Here is an 18,178-nt window from a genome sequence, read left to right as displayed (position 1 = left end):
CCGCGGTCGGGGCCCCTCAGCGTGGGGAGCGCGGCGTGTTGGTGCGGCGCGTGGCCGGTGCGGAGCGGGGGTCGTCGGGCCACGCGTGCTTCGGGTAGCGCCCGCGCAGGTCGGCACGCACCCCCGGGTAGCCGTTGTCCCAGAACGACTCCAGGTCGGCCGTGATGGCGGCCGGGCGTCGAGCGGGGGAGAGCAGGTGCAGCAGCAGCGGGACGCGCCCGTCGGCGAGCGCCGGCACCGGGGCCCAGCCGAACACCTCCTGCAGCCGGACGGCGAGGACCGGCTGCTCCTGGGAGTAGTCGATCCGCACGCTCGATCCGGTGGGCACCTCCACGCGCTCCGGGGCGAGCTCGTCGATCCGGCCCGCCTGGGGCCAGGGCACCAAGGCGCGCAGGGCGGCGCCGACGTCGATCCGACGGAGGTCCGCGGCCGAGCGGACCCGCGCCAGCTGCGGTCCCATCCACGACGAGAGGTCTTGCGCCAGGGCCACGTCGCTCACGTCCGGCCAGGGCTCGCCGAGCGCCCGGTGCAGGAAGCCGAGCCGGTCGCGCAGGGCGGTGGCGGCCTCCGACCAGGTGAACAGGCCGAGCCCCTCGCTCTCCAGCGCTTCCCGGATCGCCGCAGTGACGGCCTCCGCGGGCGGGTCCTGGAGCGGGACGGAACCGAGCTCGATCGCACCCAGCAGCGTGCGGCGGCGGGCCAGCACCCGGCCTCCCGTCCAGCTGACCTCGTCGACCTCGGTCCACCGCGAGCCCGCCGCCTCGATCGCGAGGTCCTCGGTGAGCGGTGCCGCCGCTCGGATCCGGGCCTCGCGCTCGCCGGACCGCCGGTCCGCGTCGCCGATCGCGAGCCACTCCAGGCCGGCCAGGGGCCCGGGTTCGCGCCGGTCGAGCGCGGCACCCGTGCCGGACGTCATCAGGTAGCTCGAACCGCCGGAGCGCTTGCGTGCGATCCGGTCGGGGTGGGCTAGCGCCACGACCAGGCCCACGGCCACGTCGTCGGTCAGGGACCGTCCGTGAGGCGCCTGCTCCTTCACGATGGCCGTCAGCCTCGTGACCTGGCTGCGCCAGGCGCCCGCCCGCTGGTCGGTGCGGAGTGATCGGAGCGCGGCCACCAGGTCTCCGCCCGGCGCACGGACGTCCTCGCTGAGCATCGCGACCACCTCGGCGGCCCGCGTGGCGCCGACGAGCTCCGCTCCGTCGACGAGTGCGCGCCCCAGTCGGGGGTCGGCCGGCACGTCCGCGATCGCCCGCCCCCGTGGGGTGACGGTCCCGTCCTCGGCGATCGCGCCCAGGTCGACCAGCACCTGTCGGGCTGCCGCCATGGCGTGCTCCGGTGGCTGGTCCAGCATCGCCAGGGCGCGCGTGTCGCGGTGACCCCAGCAGGCCACCTCGAGGGTGAAGGCGGTCAGGTCGGCGGTCGCGATCTCCGGCTCCGGGTGCGGCGCCAGGTGGGCCTGCTCGGCCTCGGACCAGCAGCGCAGCACGGCTCCCGGTCCCAGGCGTCCGGCCCGGCCCGCCCTCTGCTCGGCAGCGGCCCGACTGACCGCGACGGTCACCAGCGACGCCAGCCCGCGCCGGTGGTCGGTGCGCGGCTCGCGCGAGAACCCGGCGTCCACGACGACCCGCACGCCGGGCACCGTCAGCGACGACTCGGCGATCGCGGTCGAGACGACGACCCGACGCCGGGGGCCCTCGCTGAGGGCCCTGTCCTGCTCGGCGCCGGTGAGGCGTCCGTGGAGGGCGTGCACGGCCGCGTCCACGCCGGCGAGGCGACGCATCGTCGCGTCGACCTCGCGGACTCCCGGCACGAAGACCAGCACGTCCCCCTCGTGCTCGGCGAGCGCGCGGCGCACGGTCGCGGCGACGTGGTCGTGGAAGGCGGGGGTGATCCCGCGGTCGTCGGTCCGGCGCGCGCCCGCCGGGAGCGGGCACCAGACGGTGCGCACCGGGTGCAGGGCGCCGGGGACGCGGACCACCGGCGCGCCCCGGTCCTGCCCACCGAGCAGGTCGGCCGTGCGTTCCGCCTCGATCGTGGCCGACATCGCCACGAGGGCGAGGTCCTCGCGCAGGTTGGCGCGGACGTCGATCAGCAGTGCGAGGGTCAGGTCGGCGTCGAGGTGGCGCTCGTGTACCTCGTCGAGCACGACGGCGCCGACACCGGCCAGCTCGGGGTCGCGCTGGATCCGCCGGAGCAGCAGGCCGGTCGTGACGACCTCGATCCTGGTGCGCGCACCGGTGCGCCGGTCCCCGCGGACCGAGTAGCCGACGGTCTCGCCGACCTGCTCGCCCAGCAGGTGGGCGAGTCGGCGGGCGGCAGCGCGGGCGGCGATGCGACTGGGCTGCGTGACGACGACCCGTCCGCCGACGACGTCAGCGACCGCGGGTGGGACCAGCGTCGTCTTGCCCGTGCCGGGCGGTGCCTGCACCACCGCGAGGCCCCGCGTGCGGAGCGCCTCGCCCAGCGTCGCGAGCCCCGCCGTGACCGGCAGGTCGGGCGGTGCGGCGAGCAGGCGGCGTAGCGGGTCGGACACGCCTGCAGTGTGTCAGCGGTAGTTGACGAACTGCACCGGGAAGTCGAGGTCGGCGGCCTTCACGAGCGCGATGATCTCCTGCAGGTCGTCGCGCTTCTTGCTCGTGACGCGCAGCTCGTCACCCTGGATCTGCACCTTGGCGCCCTTGGGGCCCTCGTCGCGGATGATCTTGCTGACCTTCTTGGCCTGCTCGGTCGTGATCCCGTCGCTGAACGTGCCGTTGAGCTTGGTCTCCTTGCCGCTCTGGCGGGGATCGTCGGTCTCGAGCGCCTTGAGGCTGATGCCGCGCTTGATGAGCTTCTCCTTGAAGACTTCGAGCACCGCCAGAGCGCGCTCGTCGGCGTTCGCGGTGATCTCGATGCCCTGCTCGCCCTTCCACTCGATCGTGGCGCCGGTGCCCTTGAAGTCGTAGCGCTGGTTGATCTCCTTGACCGCCTGGTTGAGGGCGTTGTCGGCCTCCTGCCGGTCGAACTTGCTGACGATGTCGAACGACGAGTCGGCCATCTGCGTCTCCTGAAGAAGGGTGGATCTGGATTCGATCAGCCTAACGGCGTGGGGTAGGCTCTCTCTCCGTCGCCCGCCTCGCGGGTGGCGTGCGAGGCAGGTTGCCCGAGCGGCCAAAGGGAGCTGACTGTAAATCAGCCGGCATTGCCTTCGAAGGTTCGAATCCTTCACCTGCCACGTTCGTGCCAGCGCCCCCCGCGCATCGAAGCGGGGGGCGCTGGTGCGTTGTCGGGCGCTGCGGATTCGGGGAGGAGCGTGCGACGGAGTCCTTCACCTGCCACGTTCGTGCCAGCGCCCCCCGCGCATCGAAGCGGGGGGCGCTGGTGCGTTGTCGGGGCCTACTCGTCGCGGTAGCGGACGGCGGCGTCCAGCTGCTGCTGCAGCAGGTCGGCCTTGACCACTCGCGGCGAGAAGTCAGCGGAGTCCGGGTCGGCGTAGAGGGCGGCGTAGGCCGCCGTGTCGCGCTGGTACCGCCACCCCTCGGCGAGCGCTCCGACGTCGTGGGCGTCGTACCCGAGCCGGTCGAGCAGCGCGGTCGCCTCGGTCTTGGCGGCCTCGTCGTCGCCGGCGATCGCCAGGACCGAGCGGTCAGGGTCGCCCGAGGGCCGCGCCAGCGTCGCGAGGTGCTTGAAGAAGATGTTGTTGAACCCCTTCACGACGTGCGACTCCGGCAGGTGCGCCTGCAGGAGCTCGCTGGTGGTGGTCGACTCGTCGTCGAGCTCGGCGATCGACCCGTCGCGCTCGGGGTAGTAGTTGTTGGTGTCGATCACGACCTTGCCGCGCAGCGGCTCGACCGGGACGTCGCGGTAGGCCTTGAGCGGCACGGTCACGACCACGACGTCACCGGCGCTCGCGGCCTCCTCGGCCGTCGCCGCTCGGGCGTGGGGACCGAGCTCGTCCACGAGGTCGGTCAAGGTCTCCGGCCCGCGGCTGTTGCTCAGGACCACGTCGATGCCGGCGTCGACCGCCAGCCTCGCGATGGTGCCGCCGATGTTGCCGCTGCCGATCAGTCCGAGTGTCGTCATGCCCACGTCAACGGTGTCCACCCCCCGGCCATTCCGTGCACCGACGGCGTTGCCTGAGCCTGCGTCGGGCGGCGAGCCCTGGGCCGGGCCGTTAGCGTCGAGGGCGTTCGCGCCACAGACACCCCACGGAGGATGCACGTGCCCCAGCTCGACGACCGGCTGCAGGACGTCTACGACGCGGTGGTGCACCGCAACGGTGGGGAGGACGAGTTCCACCAGGCCGTCTGTGAGGTCCTCGAGACCCTCGGCCCGGTCCTGGACGCCCACCCCGAGTACCTCGAGTCCGGCGTGATCGAGCGACTCGTGGAGCCCGAGCGGCAGATCGTCTTCCGCGTCCCCTGGGTCGACGACGACGGCCGGGTCCAGGTCAGCCGCGGGTTCCGGACGGAGTTCAGCTCGACGCTCGGCCCGTACAAGGGCGGCCTGCGGTTCCACCCCAGCGTCGATGCCGGGATCGTCAAGTTCCTGGGCTTCGAGCAGGTCCTCAAGAACGCCCTGACGGGTCTGCCGATCGGCGGCGGCAAGGGTGGCTCCGACGTCGACCTGCGGGGACGCAGCGACGGCGAGGTCATGCGCTTCTGCCAGTCGTTCATGACCGAGCTCCACCGGCACGTCGGCGAGCACACCGACGTCCCGGCGGGCGACCAGGGCGTCAGCGCCCGCGAGATCGGCTTCCTCTTCGGCCAGTACAAGCGCATCACCAACCGGTTCGAGCCGGGCGTCCTGACCGGCAAGGGGCTCGACTGGGGCGGATCCCGCGTGCGCACGGAGGCGACGGGCTACGGCCTGGCGTACTTCGTGCGCGAGGTGCTGGCAGCGCACGACACGTCCTTCGACGGCAAGCGCGTCGTGGTCTCGGGGGCCGGCAACGTCGCCCTCTACGCGATCGAGAAGGTCCACCAGCTGGGCGGCACGGTCGTCGCGGTCTCGGACTCCTCGGGCTTCGTCGTCGACGACGATGGGATCGACCTGGAGCTGCTGCGCGAGGTCAAGGGCGGCCGCGGCGGCCAGGTCACCGACTACGCCGACCAGCGGGACGGGGCCACGGCCGGTGACGGCTCGATCTGGCAGGTCCCGTGCGACGTGGCGCTGCCCTGCGCGACCCAGAACGAGCTGAGCGACAAGGACGCCGCCGCCCTCGTCGAGAACGGGTGCCGCGTCGTGGCCGAGGGCGCGAACATGCCCACGACCCCCGAGGCCGTCGACCTGCTCCGCGAGGCGGGCGTCCTGTTCGCGCCGGGCAAGGCGAGCAACGCCGGAGGGGTCGCCACGAGCGCGTTCGAGATGCAGCAGAACGCCGCCCGCGAGTCGTGGACCGCCGACGACGTCGACGGCCGTCTCGAGACGGTCATGAGCGACATCCACGCCCGCTGCCTCGAGACGGCCGAGGCGTACGGCAGCCCGGGCGACTACGTGGCCGGTGCCAACATCGCCGGCTTCCGCAAGGTCGCTGACGCGATGCTCGCGCAGGGCGTCGTCTGACGTGCGCCTCGTCCACCGCCCCGGCGGGACGCTGGCGAGCCGCGCGAGGCGGGTCGGGATCGACGGCGTCCTCGGCCGACTCGACCGCGTGGGCTCGTGGACCTCGGTGCCGGGGGAGGCAGCCGAGGACGGCCTGACGTGGGACGAGCGCGACGCGCAGACCCGGCGCTGGTTCCCGCAAGGCATCACGACACGGTTCGACCCGACCGGTGATGACGCGGACGGCCGCCGCGTCCTGCTGACGAGCTGGTACGGCCACGGCGCGCTGGGGTACGCGGTCCTGGGCTCGCGGATCTCGGTCGTCGACCTCGCCGCCGAGGACGCGCCGCGCTACGCCCACGTCCGTCTCGTCGACGAGCGGAGGGTCGCCGGGCTGCGGGGGCTGACCCGCGTTCCGGTCCACGCCGGGGGCCTCGCCTGGTACGGCCCGCACCTGTTCGTCGCCGCGAGCGGCGGCGGCCTTCGGGTCTTCCGGGTCGCCGACGTCGAGCGACTCCGCCTCAGGTCGGGGTCCTGGCTGCGGGGACGAGGGACACGTCACGTGCTGCCCCAGGCCGGTGCCTACGCGTCGGAGCAGGACGAGGGTCCTCGCATGACCTACTCGTTCCTCTCGGTCGAGCGAGGCGTCGACGTCGACCACCTCGTGGCCGGTGAGTACGGGCGCAAGGACCGGACCGGTCGACACCGGCTGCTCCGGTTCGCCCTCGACCGCGAGACCGGGCTGCTGGCGACCGACGCCGACGGCCGGGCCCACCCCGTGGAGGCGGGGGAGGGCGTGCCGCGGATGCAGGGAGCGACGGTCGTCGACGGCACGTGGTTCGTCACCGCGAGCGCTGGTGAGGGCAACCCGGGAGACCTCTGGGTCGGTCGGCCCGGGGCGCTGGAGCGGCACCGCGGCGTCCTCCCGACCGGACCCGAGGACATCACCTCGTGGCCCGGCACGGACCGGCTCTGGTCGCTCACGGAGTGGCCGGGCCGCCGCTGGGTGTACGCCGTCGACGCGGGGGCGTGGGTCGGACGCCGCTAGCCTGAGCCCGTGGTCTACGACGCGCTCTTCCGCCAGGTGTTCGCCCGCATGGACCCGGAGGTCGCGCACGAGCAGGCCTTCCGCGCCATCCGCCTCGGCGGCCGAGCGGTGCGCCCGGTCGTCCGCGTGCCCTCGGCCCCGCGGACCGTCATGGGCGTGGAGTTCCCGCACGCCTTCGGTCTGGCCGCCGGCTTCGACAAGAACGCCCGCGCGGTGCCCGGCCTCCTCGCCCTCGGCTTCGGCCACGTCGAGATCGGCACCGTGACGGCCCAGCCGCAGCCCGGCAACCCTCGGCCCCGCCTCGTGCGCCTCGTCGACGACCGGGCGGTCGTCAACCGGATGGGCTTCAACAACGACGGAGCCGCGGTCGTGGCCTCGCGCCTGCACCGCCTGCGCCGGTCCGCCGCGGGCCGCGACGCGGTCGTCGGGGTCAACATCGGCAAGACCAAGGTCGTCGCCCCCGAGCGCGCTGTCGACGACTACGTCGACAGCGCGCGTCTGCTCGCGCCGTTCGCCGACTACCTCGTCGTGAACGTCTCGAGCCCCAACACCCCCGGCCTGCGGGACCTGCAGGCGGTCGAGCAGCTCGAGCCGATCCTCGCGGCGGTCCGCGAGGTCACCGAGACCCTCGGCGCGGAGGCGCGACGAGGCGGACGCGTGCCGCTCGTCGTCAAGATCGCGCCCGACCTGGCCGACGCCGACGTCGACGCCGTCGCCGACCTCGCCCTCGGCCTGGGGCTCGACGGCATCAGCGCGACCAACACCACGATCGCCCGACCCGAGTCGCTGCGCAGCCCGCGTACCGAGGTCGAGGCCGCCGGGGGGGGAGGCCTGTCCGGGCCCGTCCTGACGTCGCGCTCCACCGAGGTGCTCGAGCGCCTGCGGGCCCGTGTCGGCGACCGCCTGGCGCTGATCGGCGTCGGCGGCGTGAACACCCCCGAGGACGTCGCGGCACGCCTCGCGGCCGGCGCCGACCTGGTGCAGGCCTACACCGGATTCATCTACGGAGGCCCCGCCTGGCCGGCCCGTCTGGCCGCCGCTGCAGAGGGCTCGCGACCCTCCTGAGAGGACCGGCACCCCCCGATTTCGGATCTGCGTCAGAACCTTGTAGGGTGGGTCGTCGGCTTGCCCCTTTAGCTCAGTCGGCAGAGCGTTTCCATGGTAAGGAAAAGGTCTACGGTTCGATTCCGTAAAGGGGCTCTGGAACACCGGTCACGACCGGGGTTCCCCTCGCGAGGTGACTCGCGAACTCCGGCGGGGTAGCTCAGTTGGTCAGAGCGCACGACTCATAATCGTGAGGTCGCGGGTTCGAGCCCCGCCTCCGCTACCGAACTTCACCAGCAAGCCCCTGAATTCAGCAACGCACCGATCCATCAGAACTGAGGCACTCCCGTGGCCAGCAAGAGCTCCGACGTCCGCCCGAAGATCACCCTTGCCTGCACCGAGTGCAAGGAGCGGAACTACATCACCAAGAAGAACCGTCGCAACGACCCCGATCGTCTCGACATCAAGAAGTTCTGCCCGCGCTGCAAGACGCACCAGGTGCACCGCGAGACGCGCTGATCGCTGCTTCGATCACGACTCAGGCCCTCCCCGCGACAGCGGTGGGGGCCTTTCTCGTTAGGGTCGTTCCATGCTGCTGTCCGAGGTGACCACGTTGCGCCTGGGCGGGCCCGCGGGCGAGGTGGTCGAGGCCGAGACGTCCGACGACCTCGTCGCGGCAGTGCGTGAGGCCGACGACGCCGGCACCCCGGTCCTGCTCGTCGCCGGGGGCAGCAACCTCGTCGTCGCCGACGAGGGCTTCGACGGTCGGGTCGTGCTGGTGCGCACCCGGGGCGTCGAGATCGACCAGGACGCGTGCAGCGGGGCGACCGTCACGGTCGCCGCCGGAGAGTCGTGGGACGCCTTCGTCGCGTCCGCCGTGGAGCACGAGTGGATCGGTGTCGAGGCCCTGGCCGGCATCCCCGGCTCGGTCGGCGCGACCCCGATCCAGAACGTCGGCGCCTACGGCCAGGACGTCGCCCAGACGATCGTCCGCGTCCGCACGTGGGACCGGCTCGAGGGAGCCGTGCGCACCCTGACCGCCGACCAGTGCGGCTTCGGCTATCGCACGAGCCGGTTCAAGGCCGAGCCGGGCCGGCACCTCGTGCTCGACGTGACCTTCCAGCTGCGCCTCGGCTCGCTCGGCGCTCCGGTGGCCTACGCCGAGCTCGCCCGTGCGCTCGGCGTCGAGGTGGGGGAGCGGGCCCCGGCGGCGCAGGTGCGCGAGGCCGTCCTGGGCCTGCGTCGCGGCAAGGGCATGGTGCTCGACCCGGCCGACCACGACACCTGGAGCGCCGGGTCGTTCTTCACCAATCCCGTGCTGTCCGCCGAGCAGGCCGGCCGGCTCCCGGTCGACGCGCCGCGGTTCGAGCAGGCCGACGGCACGATCAAGTCCAGCGCGGCGTGGCTGATCAGCCACGCCGGGTTCGAGCGGGGGCACGGCGACGCCCACGCGAGCCTGTCGACCAAGCACGCGCTGGCGCTGACCAACCGCGGCTCGGCCACGACGCAGGGTCTGCTCGCGCTCGCCCGTGAGGTGCGCGACGGGGTCGCGAGCGTCTACGGCATCGAGCTCGAGCCCGAGCCGAACCTCGTCGGCTGCGCGCTCTGAGCCGACTCAGCCGCGCTGCGTGACGATCTGCGACAGCGAGTCGTAGTAGTAGTCGTAGTCGCTGCCCGAGTCGGAGGCCGCGATCGCGATGACGATGATCGCGACGATCGCGAGGATGGCCAGGACCAGCAGGATCGTGCCGATGATGCCGGTGACGAACCCGGTCTGGGCCTCACCACGACCGCCGAGCTGACCACCGGAGGCGTCGATCTCGCGCACGGCCTTGCGGCCCATGATCCAGGCGGCCGGCGCCAGGAAGATCGGCAGCAGGCACATCATGCCGCCCACGAGCGAGATGATGCCCATGACCATGGACGTCGTGGCCTGCGGGTGGTTGGGCTTGAGCGGCTGGTCGAACATCGGCTGCGGCGCACCGTACGGCGGGTACGACTGGTACGGCCCACCGCCGTAGGGCGGCTGCTGGCCGTACGGCGGCTGCTGGGGCCCGGGCGGCGGCTGCTGGCCGTGGGGCGGCTGCGGCTGGTACGGCTCCTGAGGGCGGTACGGGTCCGAGGGCGGCTGCTGCGTCGGATCGCTCATGTCGAGAAGCATCCCACGGAGGCGGCGAACCGGGAGGGGGGACCAGTCCCCTGCGGTCAGTAGGGCGACGGTGCGGACATCGAGACCCACATGAGGGTCGAGAGCACGATCGCCAGGAGGGTCCCGACGGCGAGGAAGCCGCTGCCGACCATGCCGAGGATCATCGCGGTGCGGGCTGAGCCAGGACGCCAGCGCTCGGGCTCACGCTCGGCGCGTCGGTGGGCGCTCGCCCCGAGGTACCAGGCGATCGGTGCCGCCACGAGCGGGAGCATCAGCACCAGGCCACCGGCCAGGGCGACGATGCCGACCACGAGACCCGCCGTGGCGCCGGGTGCCTGCGGCAGCGGAGCCGCCGGGAACCACGCGGGACCCCACGGCTGGCCCCAGGCCGGGGCCGGGGGCGCCCAGGGGTGGGGCGGCGGAGGGGGTGGCGGCGAGGTCATCGCCTCCACTCTGGCACAGCCCTGGGCCCCGCGGGCGGGCTCCGGGTCAGGCGTCGTCGGCGGCGAGCCAGGCGGCCACGTCGGCCGCGGCTGTCTCGACGACGTCCTGCGGAGCGCGCGACGCGCGCCACGACCCGAGGGCCAGCTCGGCGAGCTCGGCGTCCGAGAAGTCCTGGGCCGCCCGCAGCAGCGCGTACTGCCCCGCGAGCCGCGTGCCGAAGAGCAGGGGGTCGTCCGCACCGAGGGCGACCGTGGCGCCGGCGGCCATCAGGTCGCGCACCGGGACCTCCTCGACCGTGGCGTACACGCCCAGCGAGACGTTGGACGCCGGGCACACCTCGAGCGCCACGCCCTCGGCCACGATCCGCTCGAGCACGCGGGGGTCCTCGGCGGCGCGGACGCCGTGACCCAGGCGGTTCGGGTGCAGGTGGTCCAGGCACGTCGTGACGTGGTCGGGTCCGCGCAGCTCGCCCCCGTGGGGCACGGACGCGAGACCGGCGTCGGCCGCGATCCGGAACGCACGGGCGAAGTCGGTCGTCTCGCCGCGTCGCTCGTCGTTGGAGAGACCGAAGCCCACGACGCCGCGATCGACGTACTGCGTGGCCAGCCGGGCGAGCGTGCGGGCGTCCATCGGGTGGCGCGTGCGGTTCGCGGCGATCACGACCCCCATCCCGAGCCCGGTCGAGCGCTCGGCCTCGCGGACGGCGTCGATGACCAGGTCGGTGAACGCCGTGATGCCGCCGAAGCGTGCTCCGTACCCCGAGGGGTCGACCTGGATCTCGGTCCACCTCGCCCCGTCGGCGACGTCGTCCTCGGCGGCCTCGCGCACGAGGCGGCGCACGTCGTCCTCGGTGCGCAGGACCGAGCGGGCGACGTCGTAGAGGCGCTGGAAGCGGAACCAGCCCTTCTCGTCCGCTCCGCTCAGCTCCGGAGGCCACTCCTCGGTCAGCGCAGGCGGAAGGTTGATGCCGTCGCGCTGAGCGAGCTCGAGCAGCGTGGCGTGCCGCATCGAGCCGGTGAAGTGCAGGTGGAGGTGCGCCTTGGGGAGGTCGTGGAGCGGGCGCATCGGATCATCTTGTCATCGGTGCCCGAAGGCCTCGCGCAGGCCCGAGGGGACGCCGCCGGACTCGAGCCGCGTCGCGACCTTGTCGACGACCCGACGGCTCGGCCAGACGTGGAAGGCCAGCGCCGGCAGGCCCACGACGACGGCGACGACGGCGGGCCACGGCCCGTAGGGCAGGGCGAACGCTGCCGCGATCCCGAGCATCACCGGTGCCTCCGTCAGCACGAACCGCAGCAGCATCAGGGTCTGGAACCGTTGCAGGGCCACGGTCTGGTCCTCGCCGAACGCCAGCGGAGCCGTCCGGTAGCCCAGGGTCTGGGCGAGGCCCCAGCCGACCACGACGACGCCGATCGTCGCGGCGACGAGCAGGACCGGGAGGTCCTCCTCGGCCTCGGGAGCGGCGAACCACACCGCCACGAGGACGTACAGCGGCGCGCTGACGAGCGCGAACGCGAGCGTGCGGGCGGTGCGAGCAACGGCGGTGCCACCTGGTGACGAGGGGACGGTCATGGCCACGACCCTAGATCCCCGCGGCGGGAACATTCGGACGTCCCGGTGCATCACAACCACGGACACACCCCCGGTTCCAGGGTGGGACGGCCCCGCGACGGACCAGTTCTGACCTAGAGTGCTGTCCGGCCCACACCGCGTCATCCCGAGGAGAACTTCACATGACCACCGATCCGGGCACCTCGCCCACCCAGTACTTCACCTACGTGAACGGCACCGAGTACGGCCCGTACACGCTCGACCAGCTCAAGCAGTTCGCCGGCAGCGGCAACATCACCCAGAACAGCCACGTCCGCTCGGACGGCGGCGAGTGGGTGCTGGCCTCGGCGCTCCCCGAGCTCGGTGGCGCCTTCCCGCCGGCCGCCCCGGCCTACGGTGCGCCCGGCCAGGGCTACACCGCACCCGGCCAGCCCGCGTACGCGCCGGCCGGCCAGGCCTACGCCGGCCCCGTCAGCGACAAGCAGTTCATCACCGCACTGCTGCTGTCGGTCCTGATCGGAGGCCTCGGCATCGACCGCTTCTACCTGGGCTACACGGGCCTCGGCATCGCCAAGCTGCTGACGCTCGGTGGCTGCGGCATCTGGTCGATCATCGACATCATCCTGATCGCCACCGGCAAGCTCGGTGACGCCCAGGGTCGTCCGCTCGCGCGCTGATCCACGCAGGACTCCCGCCTCGGGCCCGGTCGACACGACCGGGCCCGAGGCATGTCCTGGCCGATTCGACCCCGAGCGAGCGCACCCCGTACACTGGTCGCTCCGGTGAGATTTCACATCGTTTCGTCATGCCCGCGCGCAGGCGGCGCGGGGCGAAGCCACGCCGAACGGCACTAGCTCAACTGGCAGAGCATCGGTCTCCAAAACCGAAGGTTGGGGGTTCAAGTCCCTCGTGCCGTGCCCAGGAAGCACGACCCCTCGCACGATCCAAGCGGCGGAGCCTGATCCGCCCCGACAGCACCGCCGGTGCCGCCGAACCCCGCACGACGTACTGACGAAGGAGCATCGTGAGCGATCACGACAAGGGCGCCACCACGCGCACGCCGCCGGTCACCTTCATCCGCCAGGTGATCGCGGAGCTGCGCAAGGTCGTCTGGCCCACCCGACCCATGGTCGCGCAGTACTTCGTCGTCGTGCTGGTCTTCGTGCTGGTCATGATGGCGATCGTGGCCGGCCTGGACTTCGGGTTCGGCCAGTTGATGTTCAAGATTTTCGGTTAGGACTGAGTTCACGGTGAGCGACAGCGAAGACATGGCCACGGGCGACGTGCAGGAGCACGACGTCGACCAGACCCCTGAGGTCGAGGCCGAGGTCGAGGCGGACGACGCCGGCGACACGGAGGTCGAGGCCGACCAGGTCGAGGCCGACGAGACCCCCGAGGCCGACGGCGACGAGCCCGAGGTCGACGGCGACCTCGAGGTCGCCGAGGAGGACGCCGCCCCGTCCGACCCGCTCCAGGAGTTCCGCGACCGGCTCTACAGCCAGTTCGGCGACTGGTACGTCGTGCACACCTACTCCGGCATGGAGAAGCGGGTCAAGGCCAACATCGAGAACCGCATCACCTCGCTCAACGCCGAGGACTACATCTTCGAGATCGTCGTGCCGACCGAGGAGGTCGCCGAGATCAAGAACGGTCAGCGCAAGCTCGTCAAGCGCACCGTGCTCCCCGGCTACGTCCTGGTCCGCATGGACCTGACCGACGAGTCGTGGGGCGTCGTGCGCCACACCCCGTCGGTCACCGGCTTCGTGGGCAACGCCCACCAGCCCGTGCCGCTCAGCCTGGCCGAGGTCGAGAAGATGCTCGCCCCGGCCGTCGAGGCCGAGGTCGCCGCCACGGCGTCCGAGGACGCCGGCGAGACCGCGCCGGCCAAGGCGCCCAAGGTCGAGTTCGCCGACTTTGCCGCGGGCGACTCGGTCATGGTCGTCGACGGCCCGTTCGCGACGCTGCACGCCACGATCACCGAGATCAACGTCGACGCCCAGCGCGTCAAGGCGCTCGTGGAGATCTTCGGCCGCGAGACCCCGGTCGAGCTGAGCTTCACCCAGATCCAGAAGGTCTGACTCCCAAGTTTGACCACACTGTGGTCGAAGGCTGGTTCGCCAGCTCCTGCAACACCCCGATCAACAAGGACCCGAAATGCCTCCCAAGAAGAAAGTCACAGCTGTCGTCAAGGTGCAGCTGCAGGCCGGCCAGGCCAACCCGGCGCCGCCCGTCGGCACCGCGCTCGGCCCGACCGGCGTCAACATCATGGAGTTCTGCAAGGCGTACAACGCCGCGACGGAGTCCATGCGTGGCAACGTCATCCCCGTCGAGATCACGATCTACGAGGATCGCTCGTTCACCTTCATCACGAAGACGCCTCCGGCGGCTGAGCTGATCAAGAAGGCTGCGGGTCTCGCCAAGGGCTCCGCGACGCCTCACACCGACAAGGTCGGCAAGATCTCCGCCGCCCAGGTCCGTGAGATCGCCACGACGAAGCTCCCCGACCTGAACGCCAACGACCTCGAGGCCGCGGCCAAGATCGTCGAGGGCACCGCCCGCTCGATGGGCATCACGGTCGAGGGCTGACGCCCCACCTTCACCACCCGATCCGTGGGAGGGTCCGCTGGGCCCGCACCACACCTGGCAACCAAAGGAAAGTAGCCATGGCACAACACAGCAAGGCGTACCGCGCCGTCGCGGAGACGTTCGACAAGGACACGCTCCACACGCCGCTCCAGGCGACGACGCTCGCCAAGAAGTCCGGCAGCACGAAGTACGACTCGACCGTGGACGTCGCCGTCCGCCTCGGTGTCGACCCGCGCAAGGCCGACCAGATGGTGCGCGGCACCGTCAACCTCCCGCACGGCACCGGCAAGACCTCCCGGGTCCTGGTCTTCGCCACCGGCGCCAACGCCGACGCCGCTCGTGAGGCCGGTGCCGACCACGTCGGCGCCGACGAGCTCGTCGACAAGATCAACGAGGGCTGGCTCGACTTCGACGCCGTCGTCGCGACGCCCGACATGATGGGCAAGGTCGGTCGTCTCGGCCGCGTCCTCGGTCCGCGCAACCTCATGCCGAACCCCAAGACCGGCACCGTGACGACCGACGTCGCCAAGGCCGTCGGCGACATCAAGGGCGGCAAGATCGAGTTCCGCGTCGATCGCCACGCCAACCTGCAGTTCGTGATCGGCAAGGCCTCGTTCTCGGCCGAGCAGCTCGCCGAGAACTACGGTGCCGCGCTCGAGGAGATCCTGCGTCTCAAGCCGTCGAGCTCGAAGGGTCGCTACGTCAAGAAGGTCACGATCTCCACGACGAACGGTCCCGGCATCGGGGTCGACCCGTCGCGCACGCGCAACTTCTCGAGCGACTCCGAGGCCTGATCCGAGGCATCGCTCCTGCCCGAGGGGCCCGGCACCGCGATCGCGGAGTCGGGCCCCTCGTGCGTTCGCGCCCGGGCGGCCCCGGCGCATCGTAGGATTTGCACATGCTTCGCACAGGTTCTCGCCTCATGGGCGCTCTCGCCGGCGCCGCGCTCGTCCTGGGACTCGCGGCGTGCGGTGGTGACTCCGGTTCCCGCCCGCCGACGTGGTTCTCCCAGGGCGAGCAGACCAGCCGCGACGACGGCGGGAAGGGCGGCGCCGACGCCCGCGCCTTCATGGTCCAGGTCACCGACGCCCAGGCCGCGGTCCAGACCGTGACGATGGACCTCCGCATGTCGCTCGAGGGCGAGGAGCTCGTCGGGCAGGCGCAGACCCGAACGGGGGACGACCCGACGGACGTCGACATGGTGATGACGATGGAGATGCCCGGCCTCGGCACGATGGAGATGCGCCTGATCGACCAGGTTCTGTACCTGAGTCTCGGCATCGAGAGCGACGGCAAGTTCGTCCGGATCGACGCCGACGACGAGATGTTCGGCGAGCAGTTCGACCTGATGCTCGAGCAGATGGACCCCCGGGTCCAGATGGCGATGATGAAGGACGCAGTCCTGGACTACCGGCAGGAGGGCGATCCCGAGACGATCGACGGCGTCGAGGCGACCCCGTACGTCGTCGTCATGGACACCGAGGCGGTCATGGAGGCCTCCGGGGCTCCCGCTGAGGACCTGGAGGGAGTCCCGCTGCCCGACACGCTCGAGTCGACGATCTTCGTCGGCCCCGACGACCTCCCCCGTCGCCTGGTGATGGACATGATCGGCGTCGAGATGACGATGGACTTCTCCGGCTGGGGCGAGCCCGTCGTGATCGAGGCGCCGCCGGCCGACCAGATCCTCGAGGGCGGCTTCGAGGACCTGTTCTCCGACCAGGCCTGATCCCGTCCGGGGCGGCGGCACCCACCTATGCTGGTTTCATGACGTCTCGCCTCCGGAGCCGGGCTGCGGTCTCGGCCGTCGCGGCCCTCGCGGTTCTCGCCCTGGCCGCCTGCAGCGGCGGAGGGGACGACTCCGCCGACCCGTCGCCGAGCAGCAGCGCGACGACGTCGGACGAGCCCGCGGGCGACGACCTGACCCAGGAGGAGTTCGTCTCGACCGTCACGGCCGCGATGGTCGAGTCTGGGTCGGTGCACGTCGTGCTCAACCTCGGCGCGGGGGGAGCCGCCGGAGAGGGCGACATCGCCGTGGGCCAGACCCCGCAGGACTCGGCGATCTCGATGACCGTCAACGGCAACGAGGTCCTGCTCGTCGACGGCAGCTACTACGTCAACCTCGCGCAGGCCTCGGGGGGCATGTACCTCGAGGTCGACCCCGACGGCACCGGCCAGTTCGCCTCGACGTTCGGCCCGGTGCTCGAGCAGGCGGCCCCGGTCTCGCAGCTGCGCCTGTTCGAGTCGGCGCTGGTCGGCTTCGCGGTCGGCGAGGGCACCCAGGAGGTCGACGGCGTCACCACGACGCCCTACGTCCTCACCGTCGACCCCGCGAAGGTGCTGAGCGCGGCCCAGGTCGCGCTCGTCGAGGGGGCGCTGCCGCCGACGATGGACGTCACGCTGTACCTCGGCCCCGACGACCTGCCGCGCCGTGTCGTCTCCACCATCGCGGGCGCCGATCTCACGATCGAGTACAGCGCCTGGGGCGAACCGGTCGACATCGAGGCGCCGCCCGCCGACCTCGTCACCGACGGCGCGCCGTTCGGCCTCTGAGCCGGCCCCGGCCCCCGATTTGGCCGGGAGCGTCCGCCACCCGTACAGTGGAGGCACCGAAGACCGTTGGTCGGTGATCCACCCGGATCGCCCGAAGAGCCTCAGGAGCAATCCGGAGGCGGCCCGCGCAGGTGCGAGTCTCATGCATGCATGCGCTCCGTGCCTTCGCACGGGGCGCTTTTTTCTTGTTCCTGGGTCTGTTCACCTGGTCCTCGGTACTGACATGTGCTGGAAGGAGACCCATGGCACGCCCGGACAAGGCTGCAGCGGTCGCTGAGCTCGCGGAGAACTTCCGTGAGTCCAACGGAGCTGTGCTCACCGAGTACCGCGGTCTCACCGTCAAGCAGCTGCAGGAACTGCGGCGCATCCTCGGTGAGACGGCGAGCTATGCCGTCGCCAAGAACACGCTGACCAAGATCGCGGCCAAGGAGGCCGGCGTCGAGCTCGATGACGCCCTCCTCACCGGTCCGACCGCCATCGCCTTCATCTCGGGCGATCCGGTCGAGGCGGCCAAGGGTCTGCGTGACTTCGCGAAGGTGAACACCCCTCTCGTCATCAAGGGCGGCTTCCTCGACGGGAAGCAGCTCAGCGCTGACGAGATCAAGAAGCTGGCCGACCTCGAGTCGCGCGAGGTCCTCCTCGCGAAGATGGCCGGTGCGATGAAGGGCAGCCTGCAGAACGCAGTCTCGCTGTTCGCCGCGCCCCTCGCCCAGACGGCCCGCCTCGTGGCGGCCCTCGAGGCGAAGAAGGCCGAGGAGAGCCCCGCCGAGGCTGTCGCCGCACCTGCGGAGACCGCCGACACCACCCCTGCGACCGAGGACGCGGCCCCCGAGGCCGAGACCGAGGCCGCGACCACCGAGGGCTGAACCGCCCCGATCACCCATCGGGACCCCCTCGGGGTCTCAGTACGAAAGGACGCCACCATGGCGAAGCTCAGCACCGACGAGCTGTTGGACGCATTCAAGGAACTGACCCTCATCGAGCTCTCCGAGTTCGTGAAGGCCTTCGAGGAGACCTTCGAGGTCACCGCGGCCGCCCCGGTCGCCGTTGCCGCCGCCCCCGCGGCCGGTGGCGCTGCTGCCGGCGCCGATGACGCCGCCGAGCAGGACGAGTTCGACGTCGTCCTCGAGTCGGCCGGCGACAAGAAGATCCAGGTCATCAAGGAGGTGCGCACGCTCACGAGCCTCGGCCTGAAGGAGGCCAAGGATCTCGTGGAGGGCGCCCCCAAGCCCGTCCTGGAGAAGGTCAACAAGGAGGCCGCTGACAAGGCCAAGGAGGCCCTC

21 protein-coding genes and 4 tRNA genes are annotated in these 18,178 nt (G+C 71.6%); 18 read left to right on the top strand and 7 right to left on the bottom strand.

Annotation, left to right across the window (positions count from 1 at the left end):
- Positions 1 to 16: 16 nt before the first annotated feature.
- A complete protein-coding gene (gene hrpB / locus ABD127_RS07615) occupies positions 17 to 2,533 on the bottom strand; it encodes an ATP-dependent helicase HrpB (RefSeq protein WP_344199520.1) in 2,517 nt (838 codons plus the stop codon).
- A 12-nt stretch (positions 2,534 to 2,545) separates the two neighbouring features.
- Positions 2,546 to 3,037, bottom strand: coding sequence for a YajQ family cyclic di-GMP-binding protein (locus ABD127_RS07610; RefSeq protein WP_344199518.1), 492 nt, complete (start codon positions 3,035 to 3,037; stop codon positions 2,546 to 2,548).
- 95 nt (positions 3,038 to 3,132) lie between these two features.
- Between ABD127_RS07610 and ABD127_RS07605 the strand changes: the two genes are divergently transcribed.
- Positions 3,133 to 3,214, top strand: a tRNA-Tyr gene (locus ABD127_RS07605).
- Between the two features lie 161 nt (positions 3,215 to 3,375).
- On the opposite strand, the gene ABD127_RS07600 is transcribed toward ABD127_RS07605, so the two are convergent.
- A complete protein-coding gene (locus ABD127_RS07600; protein ID WP_425545801.1) occupies positions 3,376 to 4,068 on the bottom strand; it encodes an NADPH-dependent F420 reductase in 693 nt (230 codons plus the stop codon).
- Between the two features lie 126 nt (positions 4,069 to 4,194).
- Between ABD127_RS07600 and gdhA the strand changes: the two genes are divergently transcribed.
- The 7 genes from gdhA (at position 4,195) to ABD127_RS07565 (ending at position 9,224) form a co-directional block, all read left to right on the top strand.
- Positions 4,195 to 5,544, top strand: a complete 1,350-nt coding sequence (gdhA, locus tag ABD127_RS07595) for an NADP-specific glutamate dehydrogenase (protein WP_344199515.1) — start codon at positions 4,195 to 4,197, stop codon at positions 5,542 to 5,544.
- A 1-nt stretch (position 5,545) separates the two neighbouring features.
- The gene (locus tag ABD127_RS07590) at positions 5,546 to 6,571 is read left to right on the top strand and encodes a hypothetical protein (protein WP_344199513.1); all 1,026 of its coding nucleotides are present in this window, start codon (positions 5,546 to 5,548) and stop codon (positions 6,569 to 6,571) included.
- 9 nt (positions 6,572 to 6,580) lie between these two features.
- Positions 6,581 to 7,636 carry a quinone-dependent dihydroorotate dehydrogenase gene (locus ABD127_RS07585; RefSeq protein WP_344199510.1) on the top strand — a complete coding sequence of 352 codons (1,056 nt, stop codon included), beginning with the start codon at positions 6,581 to 6,583 and terminating at the stop codon, positions 7,634 to 7,636.
- A 62-nt stretch (positions 7,637 to 7,698) separates the two neighbouring features.
- Positions 7,699 to 7,771: transfer RNA gene (locus ABD127_RS07580), tRNA-Thr, on the top strand.
- Between the two features lie 53 nt (positions 7,772 to 7,824).
- A tRNA-Met gene (locus ABD127_RS07575) sits at positions 7,825 to 7,898 on the top strand.
- 65 nt (positions 7,899 to 7,963) lie between these two features.
- Positions 7,964 to 8,134, top strand: coding sequence for a 50S ribosomal protein L33 (gene rpmG / locus ABD127_RS07570; protein WP_007078674.1), 171 nt, complete (start codon positions 7,964 to 7,966; stop codon positions 8,132 to 8,134).
- A 70-nt stretch (positions 8,135 to 8,204) separates the two neighbouring features.
- On the top strand, positions 8,205 to 9,224 hold the full coding sequence (locus tag ABD127_RS07565; RefSeq protein ID WP_344199502.1) for a UDP-N-acetylmuramate dehydrogenase: 1,020 nt from the start codon (positions 8,205 to 8,207) through the stop codon (positions 9,222 to 9,224).
- 6 nt (positions 9,225 to 9,230) lie between these two features.
- Here the strand turns inward: ABD127_RS07565 and ABD127_RS07560 are convergent, their stop codons facing one another.
- From ABD127_RS07560 to ABD127_RS07545, 4 genes are read right to left on the bottom strand one after another with little or no spacing between them, the layout of a single operon-like run.
- A complete protein-coding gene (locus tag ABD127_RS07560) occupies positions 9,231 to 9,764 on the bottom strand; it encodes a DUF4190 domain-containing protein (RefSeq protein WP_344199500.1) in 534 nt (177 codons plus the stop codon).
- A gap of 56 nt (positions 9,765 to 9,820) precedes the next feature.
- Positions 9,821 to 10,207, bottom strand: a complete 387-nt coding sequence (locus ABD127_RS07555; protein ID WP_344199497.1) for a hypothetical protein — start codon at positions 10,205 to 10,207, stop codon at positions 9,821 to 9,823.
- 46 nt (positions 10,208 to 10,253) lie between these two features.
- Positions 10,254 to 11,273: an adenosine deaminase gene (locus ABD127_RS07550; RefSeq protein ID WP_344199494.1), complete on the bottom strand. Its 1,020-nt coding sequence runs from the start codon at positions 11,271 to 11,273 to the stop codon at positions 10,254 to 10,256.
- A gap of 12 nt (positions 11,274 to 11,285) precedes the next feature.
- On the bottom strand, positions 11,286 to 11,780 hold the full coding sequence (locus ABD127_RS07545) for a hypothetical protein (protein WP_344199492.1): 495 nt from the start codon (positions 11,778 to 11,780) through the stop codon (positions 11,286 to 11,288).
- A gap of 161 nt (positions 11,781 to 11,941) precedes the next feature.
- Here ABD127_RS07545 and ABD127_RS07540 point away from each other — a divergent pair, with 161 nt between their 5' ends.
- From ABD127_RS07540 to rplL, 10 genes are all read left to right on the top strand, one after another.
- Positions 11,942 to 12,436 (top strand): NINE protein, encoded by a 495-nt coding sequence (locus ABD127_RS07540; protein WP_344199489.1) that lies wholly within the window; start codon positions 11,942 to 11,944, stop codon positions 12,434 to 12,436.
- A 167-nt stretch (positions 12,437 to 12,603) separates the two neighbouring features.
- Positions 12,604 to 12,676 (top strand) — tRNA-Trp (locus ABD127_RS07535).
- A 107-nt stretch (positions 12,677 to 12,783) separates the two neighbouring features.
- Entirely contained in the window at positions 12,784 to 12,996 is a 213-nt protein-coding gene (gene secE / locus ABD127_RS07530) for a preprotein translocase subunit SecE (RefSeq protein WP_344199486.1), read from the top strand.
- A gap of 13 nt (positions 12,997 to 13,009) precedes the next feature.
- Positions 13,010 to 13,837 carry a transcription termination/antitermination protein NusG gene (gene nusG, locus ABD127_RS07525; protein ID WP_344199484.1) on the top strand — a complete coding sequence of 276 codons (828 nt, stop codon included), beginning with the start codon at positions 13,010 to 13,012 and terminating at the stop codon, positions 13,835 to 13,837.
- Between the two features lie 76 nt (positions 13,838 to 13,913).
- The gene (rplK, locus tag ABD127_RS07520; protein ID WP_344199482.1) at positions 13,914 to 14,345 is read left to right on the top strand and encodes a 50S ribosomal protein L11; all 432 of its coding nucleotides are present in this window, start codon (positions 13,914 to 13,916) and stop codon (positions 14,343 to 14,345) included.
- Positions 14,346 to 14,422: 77 nt separating this feature from the next.
- Entirely contained in the window at positions 14,423 to 15,139 is a 717-nt protein-coding gene (gene rplA, locus ABD127_RS07515) for a 50S ribosomal protein L1 (RefSeq protein ID WP_344199479.1), read from the top strand.
- Between the two features lie 104 nt (positions 15,140 to 15,243).
- Entirely contained in the window at positions 15,244 to 16,071 is an 828-nt protein-coding gene (locus tag ABD127_RS07510; RefSeq protein ID WP_344199476.1) for an SCO4651 family lipoprotein, read from the top strand.
- A gap of 38 nt (positions 16,072 to 16,109) precedes the next feature.
- Positions 16,110 to 16,895 (top strand): SCO4651 family lipoprotein, encoded by a 786-nt coding sequence (locus ABD127_RS07505; RefSeq protein WP_344199473.1) that lies wholly within the window; start codon positions 16,110 to 16,112, stop codon positions 16,893 to 16,895.
- 242 nt (positions 16,896 to 17,137) lie between these two features.
- Positions 17,138 to 17,761, top strand: a complete 624-nt coding sequence (gene rplJ / locus ABD127_RS07500) for a 50S ribosomal protein L10 (RefSeq protein WP_344199471.1) — start codon at positions 17,138 to 17,140, stop codon at positions 17,759 to 17,761.
- 57 nt (positions 17,762 to 17,818) lie between these two features.
- A partial coding sequence (rplL, locus tag ABD127_RS07495) for a 50S ribosomal protein L7/L12 (protein ID WP_344199468.1) occupies positions 17,819 to 18,178 on the top strand: 360 nt, incomplete at its 3' end.

The sequence above is a fragment of the Aeromicrobium alkaliterrae genome (assembly GCF_039529015.1).
GTDB lineage: Bacteria > Actinomycetota > Actinomycetes > Propionibacteriales > Nocardioidaceae > Aeromicrobium > Aeromicrobium alkaliterrae.
Note: the sequence above shows the minus strand (reverse complement) of the source record. Positions and strands in the feature narration are given on the sequence as shown.

Coding starts and splice junctions, on each gene's coding strand:
- ABD127_RS07610 (WP_344199518.1), bottom strand. CDS start 3,037: ATGGCCGACTCGTCGTTCGACATCGTCAGCAAGTTCGACCGGCAGGAG.
- gdhA (WP_344199515.1), top strand. CDS start 4,195: ATGCACGTGCCCCAGCTCGACGACCGGCTGCAGGACGTCTACGACGCG.
- ABD127_RS07565 (WP_344199502.1), top strand. CDS start 8,205: ATGCTGCTGTCCGAGGTGACCACGTTGCGCCTGGGCGGGCCCGCGGGC.
- ABD127_RS07560 (WP_344199500.1), bottom strand. CDS start 9,764: ATGAGCGATCCGACGCAGCAGCCGCCCTCGGACCCGTACCGCCCTCAG.
- ABD127_RS07555 (WP_344199497.1), bottom strand. CDS start 10,207: ATGACCTCGCCGCCACCCCCTCCGCCGCCCCACCCCTGGGCGCCCCCG.
- ABD127_RS07550 (WP_344199494.1), bottom strand. CDS start 11,273: ATGCGCCCGCTCCACGACCTCCCCAAGGCGCACCTCCACCTGCACTTC.
- ABD127_RS07545 (WP_344199492.1), bottom strand. CDS start 11,780: ATGACCGTCCCCTCGTCACCAGGTGGCACCGCCGTTGCTCGCACCGCC.
- ABD127_RS07540 (WP_344199489.1), top strand. CDS start 11,942: ATGACCACCGATCCGGGCACCTCGCCCACCCAGTACTTCACCTACGTG.
- rplK (WP_344199482.1), top strand. CDS start 13,914: ATGCCTCCCAAGAAGAAAGTCACAGCTGTCGTCAAGGTGCAGCTGCAG.
- rplA (WP_344199479.1), top strand. CDS start 14,423: ATGGCACAACACAGCAAGGCGTACCGCGCCGTCGCGGAGACGTTCGAC.
- ABD127_RS07510 (WP_344199476.1), top strand. CDS start 15,244: ATGCTTCGCACAGGTTCTCGCCTCATGGGCGCTCTCGCCGGCGCCGCG.
- ABD127_RS07505 (WP_344199473.1), top strand. CDS start 16,110: ATGACGTCTCGCCTCCGGAGCCGGGCTGCGGTCTCGGCCGTCGCGGCC.
- rplJ (WP_344199471.1), top strand. CDS start 17,138: ATGGCACGCCCGGACAAGGCTGCAGCGGTCGCTGAGCTCGCGGAGAAC.